Here is a 6068-nt window from a genome sequence, read left to right as displayed (position 1 = left end):
GCCCGCCCCCCCCGCGCCGGGCCCTCCGCCCGTACCGCCGCTCCTGCTACTCCTGCCCGGCGGCACCCGCGGCACCCGCGGCGCCCTCGGCGCCCTCGGGGCCGGTGGCCTCCTCGGCCTTCTTGCGGTCCTGGGCGGCACCCTCCTCGATGACCGCCTCGGCCACCGCGGCCATCGTCATCCGGCGGTCCATCGAGGTCTTCTGGATCCACCGGAACGCGGCCGGCTCGTTCAGACCGAACTTGGTCTGCAGCACGCTCTTCGCCCGGTCCACCAGCTTCCGGGTCTCCAGCCGCTGGGTGAGATCCGCGATCTCCTCCTCCAGCGTCCGCATCTCCGTGTACCGGGACACCGCCATCTCGATCGCGGGCACCAGGTCGCTCTTGGAGAACGGCTTGACGATGTAGGCCATCGCCCCCGCGTCCCGGGCCCGGTCCACCAGCTCGCGCTGCGAGAACGCGGTCAGCATCAGCACCGGCGCCAGGTGCTGCTCGTGGATCTGCTCGGCGGCGGACAGCCCGTCCAGCACCGGCATCTTCACGTCCAGGATCGCCAGGTCCGGCTTCAGCTCCTCCACCAGCCGGACCGCCGTAGCGCCGTCCCCGGCCTCCCCGACGACGGTGTACCCCTCCTCCTCCAGCATCTCCTTCAGATCGAGGCGGATCAGTGCCTCGTCCTCGGCGATCACAATCCGGGTGATCTGGGGCGAATCGGTCTCAAGCGGCTCAGCCTGCTCGTCGGCGGTGCTCACGGGGCTCCTCGTTCCGGCGGGGGTACTGCATGCACGAGGGTACCCAGACACGGTATGTTTGAGTTCAAGCAGGGTCGGGGTCAACCTTCGAATCTGTGGATGCCCCGGTAGCCCAGCGGTTAGAGGCAATGGTCTCAAACACCATCCAGCGTGGGTTCGAATCCCACCCGGGGTACTTTTCCTTCGATTTCAAAGCCGCTCAGACGGCCTTCCGGGCGAGGGTGTTCACCCGCCCGGGCCGGATCCCCCCGGCCCCTCCCCAGACCTTCCCCGGCCCGGCGGCCGGGTGACCGCGCCCGCGGCCCGAGCGCTGAGGCCGGCGCGGCTCCCTGCCGGAAGGCCGCGCCGGCGGGGCGGGTCAGTCCAGGGTCCCCACGTGGTGGACGCGGACGAGGTTGGTGGAACCGGCCAGGCCGGGCGGGGAGCCGGCGGTGATGACGACGATGTCGCCCTTCCGGCAGCGGCCGAGCGAGAGCAGGGCGGCGTCGACCTGCTCGACCATCTGGTCGGTGGTGGGCGCGAAGGGGCCGAGGAAGGTCTCCACGCCCCAGGTGAGGGCCAGTTGACTGCGGACGGCCGGCTCGTAGGTGAACGCCAGGACGGGGATCGGCGAGCGGTAGCGGGTCAGCCTGCGGGCGGTGTCGCCGGACTGGGTGAAGGCGACCAGGTACTTGGCGTGCAGGAAGTCGCCGATCTCCGCGGCCGCCCGGGCGACCGCGCCGCCCTGGGTGCGGGGCTTGTTGCTCGGGGTGAGCGGGGGCAGGCCGGCGGAGAGGATGTCCTGCTCGGCGGCCTCGATGATCCGGCCCATGGTGCGGACGGTCTCGGACGGGTACTTGCCGACCGAGGTCTCGCCGGAGAGCATCACCGCGTCGGTGCCGTCCAGGACGGCGTTGGCGACGTCGGAGGCCTCGGCCCGGGTGGGGCGCGAGGAGTTGATCATCGAGTCGAGCATCTGGGTCGCCACGATGACCGGCTTGGCGTTGCGCCGGGCGAGCTTGACGGCCCGCTTCTGGACCATCGGCACCTGCTCCAGCGGCATCTCCACGCCCAGGTCGCCGCGGGCCACCATGACGCCGTCGAAGCGGTCGACGATGGAGTCGAGGTTCTGCACCGCCTGCGGCTTCTCGACCTTGGCGATGACCGGGACCCGGCGCCCCTCCTCGTCCATCACCCGGTGGACGTCCTCGACGTCCTTGCCGGTACGGACGAAGGAGAGCGCGACCAGGTCGGCCCCGGTCCGCAGGGCCCAGCGCAGGTCGGCGACGTCCTTCTCGCTGAGCGCGGGCACCGAGACGGCGACACCGGGGAGGTTGAGGCCCTTGTGGTCGGAGACCAGACCGCCCTCGACGACGACGCAGCGGACCCGGGGCCCGTCCACCGCGACGACCTCCAGGGTGACCCGGCCGTCGTCGACGAGGACGTGCTCCCCGGGGGTGACGTCCCCGGCCAGCCCGGAGTAGGTGGTGCCGCAGCCGTTCTGGTCCCCCACGACGCCGTTGTCGGTGGAGATGGTGAACTCGTCGCCGCGTTCGAGAAGTACCGGGCCCTCGGCGAAGGTTCCGAGGCGGATCTTCGGGCCCTGAAGGTCGACGAGCACGCCGACGCTGCGGCCGGTCTCGTCCGCGGCCTTGCGGACCCGGCGGTAGCGCTCCTCGTGCTCGATGTGGGAGCCGTGGCTCAGATTGAATCGGGCGATGTCCATCCCGGCGTCGACCAGGGACTTGATCTGGTCGTACGTGTCGGTGGCGGGCCCGAGGGTACAGACGATTTTTGCTCGGCGCATACTGCTGAGAGTAGGCATTACCGGCGCGTAACGACGATGCGGGTCCGGACAAAGGGATGGCCGTTGCCGGACGGGGAGTTGAACAATCTGACACATCGTCGCCCACGGCCTTCCCGAACGGGCGGGACCGTGCTCGGCGGGTTGACGCGACGCCGGGCGCGCACCCGGCGCGCGCCCGGCGCGGCACCGGTCCGGCGCCGGTCCGGAAACGGCCGCTTCCGTGTCATCGATGCAATTCCGTGAAGCGGTGTTCACCTCTGATTCACCTTCAATTCGTGCTTCGCTCCTGGCCCGGCGGGACGCTCTACCCCCCGGCGCGATTGCCGCGCCGAGGTCCCGGAAGTGGTTCCGATGAGGGGGGAACGTCCGGTAATGAAGCGCAGTGCGAGCAGTGCGGTGGGGATCGCGATCGTCCTGGCGATGATCAGTGGCCTGGTGTACTGGCTGGTGGGGCCGGACGGATCGGGCCCGGTGCCGGAGCCGACCCCCACCGTGGCCAAGGTCATCGGCACGGTGGGGTCCGAGAAGAAAGCATTCTTTGACGATCCCAAGGTGAAGGAGGAACTGCGGCTCCAGGGCCTGGAGGTGAGCGCCCAGAGCGCCGGTTCCTGGCAGATGAACGACGTCAAGGCCGGCTCGGCCGACTTCGCCTTCCCGGCCAGCTCCCCGCCCGCCGACGCGATCCAGAAGGCGAACGGCATCACCGGCACGCCCGTCCGCCCGTTCTATTCGCCCCTGGTCGTCGTCGCCCACAGGACGACCGCGGAGGTCCTGAAGAGCCAGGGCCTGGCGGCGAGGAACGCCGGCAACGTCTGGACCCTCACGATGGACACCTTCATCAGGACCGTCGTGGAGGGCCGGAAGTGGGAACAGATCCAGCCGGAGAACCGGCCCAGGGAACTGTCGGGGGACATCTACCTGACCACCACCGACCCCGACCTGTCCTCGTCGGGCGCGCTCTACATCGGGATGGCGGCCTACCTGCTGAACAACAAGGAGGTGGCCCAGGACGAGGCCGCCGTGCAGCGGATCGGCCCGGGCCTGAAGGCCGCCTTCACCCGGCAGGGGGCGATGCAGACGTCCACCGACCAGCCGTTCACGGACTTCGCCTCCAACAACGGCCGCCCGCTGGTGCTCGCCTACGAGTCCCAGGCGCTGGAACTGGTGGCCAAGGGGGCGGCCCCGGACGACATGGTGGTGCTCTACCCGGACACCGCGGTCATCTCCGACCACTCGATCGTCGCCTTCACCGACAACGGACGGAAGTTCGCGGACGTGCTGCTGAAGAACGACAGGCTGCGCGAACTCGCGCTCCAGCACGGCTTCCGGCCCGCCCAGTCGTCCTCGGGCGAGTCCCCGTTCAAGGCCTACGTGAACAAGCTGAACACCACCCGCCCGAACACCCCCTTCGCCTTCGACCCCGCCCTCGACCAGGCCAAGGTCGTCCTGCCCCGGCAGGAGATCCTGATGAGCCTGATCAAGGCCACGAAGTGACGGGAACCATGGCAAGCACCTTCACCGGAAGGGTGAGAATGAGCAAGAGCGGTGCCCGGGGTCTGGCCGTCGGGCTGGCCCTCCTGGTGGCGACGGCGACGGCGTGCACGTCCTCGCCCGGGTCCTCCTCCCCGTCCTCCGGAGGGAGCGCCACCTCGACGGTGGGCCCGCCGCCCGCGCCCACCCCTCAGCCGGGGGTGCTGCGGGTGCTGGCCGGCAGTGAACTCCAGGACCTGGCACCCGTGCTGGAGGAGGCCCAGAAGGCCACCGGGGTGAGCGTGCAGTTCTCCTGGACGGGAACGCTGGACGGCGCCGACGCCGTCGCCGCGGGCAAGGCGGACGGCGCGTACGACGCGGTCTGGTTCCCGTCGAACCAGTACCTCCACCTGTTCGAGCAGAGCAAGGGCAAGCTGCTCTCGGAGACCCCGGTCATGGCCTCCCCGGTCGCCTTCGGGATCCGCTCCTCGGTGCTCAACGACCTGTCCTGGGGGGACGGTTCGAAGGTCACCTGGGGCAACCTCGCGGAGGCGGCGACGGCCGGCAGGCTGACCTACGGCATGGCGGACCCCTCCCGGTCGAACTCCGGCTTCTCCGCGCTGGTGGCGGTCGCCTCGGCGCTCTCGGGCGCCGGCTCGGCCCTGACCGACGCCGACGTGCAGAAGGCCGCGCCGCAGCTCAAGCAGTTCTTCGCCGGCCAGAAGCTGACCTCGGGCTCGTCCGGCTGGCTGGCCGAGGCGTACACCCGGGCGGAGCGCGGCTCGATCGGGGCCCTGGTCAACTACGAGTCGGTGCTGCTCTCGCTCAACAAGAAGCTCGCCGCCGACCAGCAGCTGACCGTGGTCCGGCCGACCGACGGCGTGATCTCCGCCAACTACCCCCTGACCCTCCTGAACTCCTCCCGGCAGTCGGAGCGGGAGTCCTTCCAACGGCTCACCGCCTACCTGCTGCAGCCGGACGTGCAGAAGCGGATCTCGGAGCTGACGCTGCGCCGTCCGATCACCCCGGGGGCGACCGCGGCGGCGGGGCTGCCGACCGACCGGGTCCGCGAGCTGCCGTTCCCCGGCACCAAGGCGGTGGCGGACGGCCTGCTGACCTCCTACCAGAACGAGCTCCGGCGCCCCTCGCGGACGGTGTACGTGCTGGACACCTCGGGCTCGATGGCCGGGCAGCGGCTGGCCTCGCTGAAGACCGCGCTGAGCCGGCTGACCGGGGTGGACGACACCCGCGGGGCCCGGCGGTTCCGGGACCGGGAGGAGGTCACGCTGATCTCCTTCGCCTCGAAGGTGAAGTCGACCAGGACGCACTCGGTGCCGGCCGGATCCGCGGCGCAGCAGGAGCTGACGTCGATCAACGGGGACGTGCAGTCCCTGTCGGCGGACGGCGGGACGGCGGTGTATTCCTCGCTGGAGGAGGCCTACCGGGTGATCGGGCGCCAGCAGTCGGCGGCGGGCGACGACCGGTTCACGTCGATCGTGCTGATGACGGACGGGGAGAGCAACGAGGGGGCGTCGGACGGGGAGTTCCGGACCTTCCACGGGGGCCTGGCCCCGGCGCAGAAGTCGGTGCCGGTGTTCCCGATCCTGTTCGGTGACGCGGCGAAGGCGCAGCTCCAGGGGATCGCGGAGCTGACCGGCGGCAAGCTGTTCGACGGCACGGGGTCGCTGGACGGGGCGTTCGAGGAGATCCGTGGCTACCAGTGACGGTGGCGGCGGGGGCGACCGCCTGGACGGCCCGGTGTGGGCGTTCCTGCGGTCCCCCCGTCATCGGGTGGCGGGCGGGTCGAGCGTGGTCGTGGGGGTGGTGACCTTCCTGCTGGACGCCCCCTGGGCGCTGCCGCCGCTGCTGGGGGTGGGGCTCTACACGGCGACGGTGCTCCTGTGGCGGCCTCCGGACGACGGCGGGAGGCCGCCGGGGCACGGCCCGGGTGGCGGTCCCGGGCGGGGGGCGGGGCCCACCACCGGCCCCTCGGCGGTCACCACCCGGGCGGGACCCGGGCGCAGCGGGGGGGGTGCGGCGCCGCCGCCGTCCCCCGAGGAG

The 6068-nt window shown here is 71.1% G+C and carries 4 protein-coding genes, 1 tRNA gene and 1 pseudogene; 4 read left to right on the top strand and 2 right to left on the bottom strand.

All coding sequences use genetic code 11. From position 1 onward, the window contains the following. Nucleotides 1-46 precede the first annotated feature (46 nt). Nucleotides 47-751, bottom strand: a complete 705-nt coding sequence (locus ACFCX4_RS34005; RefSeq protein WP_376150949.1) for an ANTAR domain-containing response regulator — start codon at nucleotides 749-751, stop codon at nucleotides 47-49. A 101-nt stretch (nucleotides 752-852) separates the two neighbouring features. Between ACFCX4_RS34005 and ACFCX4_RS34000 the strand changes: the two genes are divergently transcribed. Next, a tRNA-Leu gene (locus ACFCX4_RS34000) sits at nucleotides 853-926 on the top strand. Nucleotides 927-1109: 183 nt separating this feature from the next. On the opposite strand, the gene pyk is transcribed toward ACFCX4_RS34000, so the two are convergent. After that, complete coding sequence (gene pyk, locus ACFCX4_RS33995; RefSeq protein ID WP_376150947.1) at nucleotides 1110-2537, bottom strand: pyruvate kinase; 1428 nt, start codon at nucleotides 2535-2537, stop codon at nucleotides 1110-1112. Between the two features lie 372 nt (nucleotides 2538-2909). Between pyk and ACFCX4_RS33990 the strand changes: the two genes are divergently transcribed. The 3 genes and pseudogenes from ACFCX4_RS33990 to ACFCX4_RS33980 all read left to right on the top strand — a co-directional run. Beyond that, entirely contained in the window at nucleotides 2910-4031 is a 1122-nt protein-coding gene (locus ACFCX4_RS33990) for a substrate-binding domain-containing protein (RefSeq protein ID WP_376150945.1), read from the top strand. Between the two features lie 38 nt (nucleotides 4032-4069). Further along, complete coding sequence (locus ACFCX4_RS33985; protein WP_376150943.1) at nucleotides 4070-5731, top strand: extracellular solute-binding protein; 1662 nt, start codon at nucleotides 4070-4072, stop codon at nucleotides 5729-5731. Beyond that, nucleotides 5718-6068, top strand: a pseudogene (locus tag ACFCX4_RS33980) (hypothetical protein); the annotation flags it as partial. The gene ACFCX4_RS33985 and the pseudogene ACFCX4_RS33980, both read left to right, overlap by 14 nt.

Source organism: Kitasatospora sp. NPDC056327 (genome assembly GCF_042261735.1).
Classification (GTDB): Bacteria; Actinomycetota; Actinomycetes; order Streptomycetales; family Streptomycetaceae; genus Kitasatospora.
Note: the sequence above shows the minus strand (reverse complement) of the source record. Positions and strands in the feature narration are given on the sequence as shown.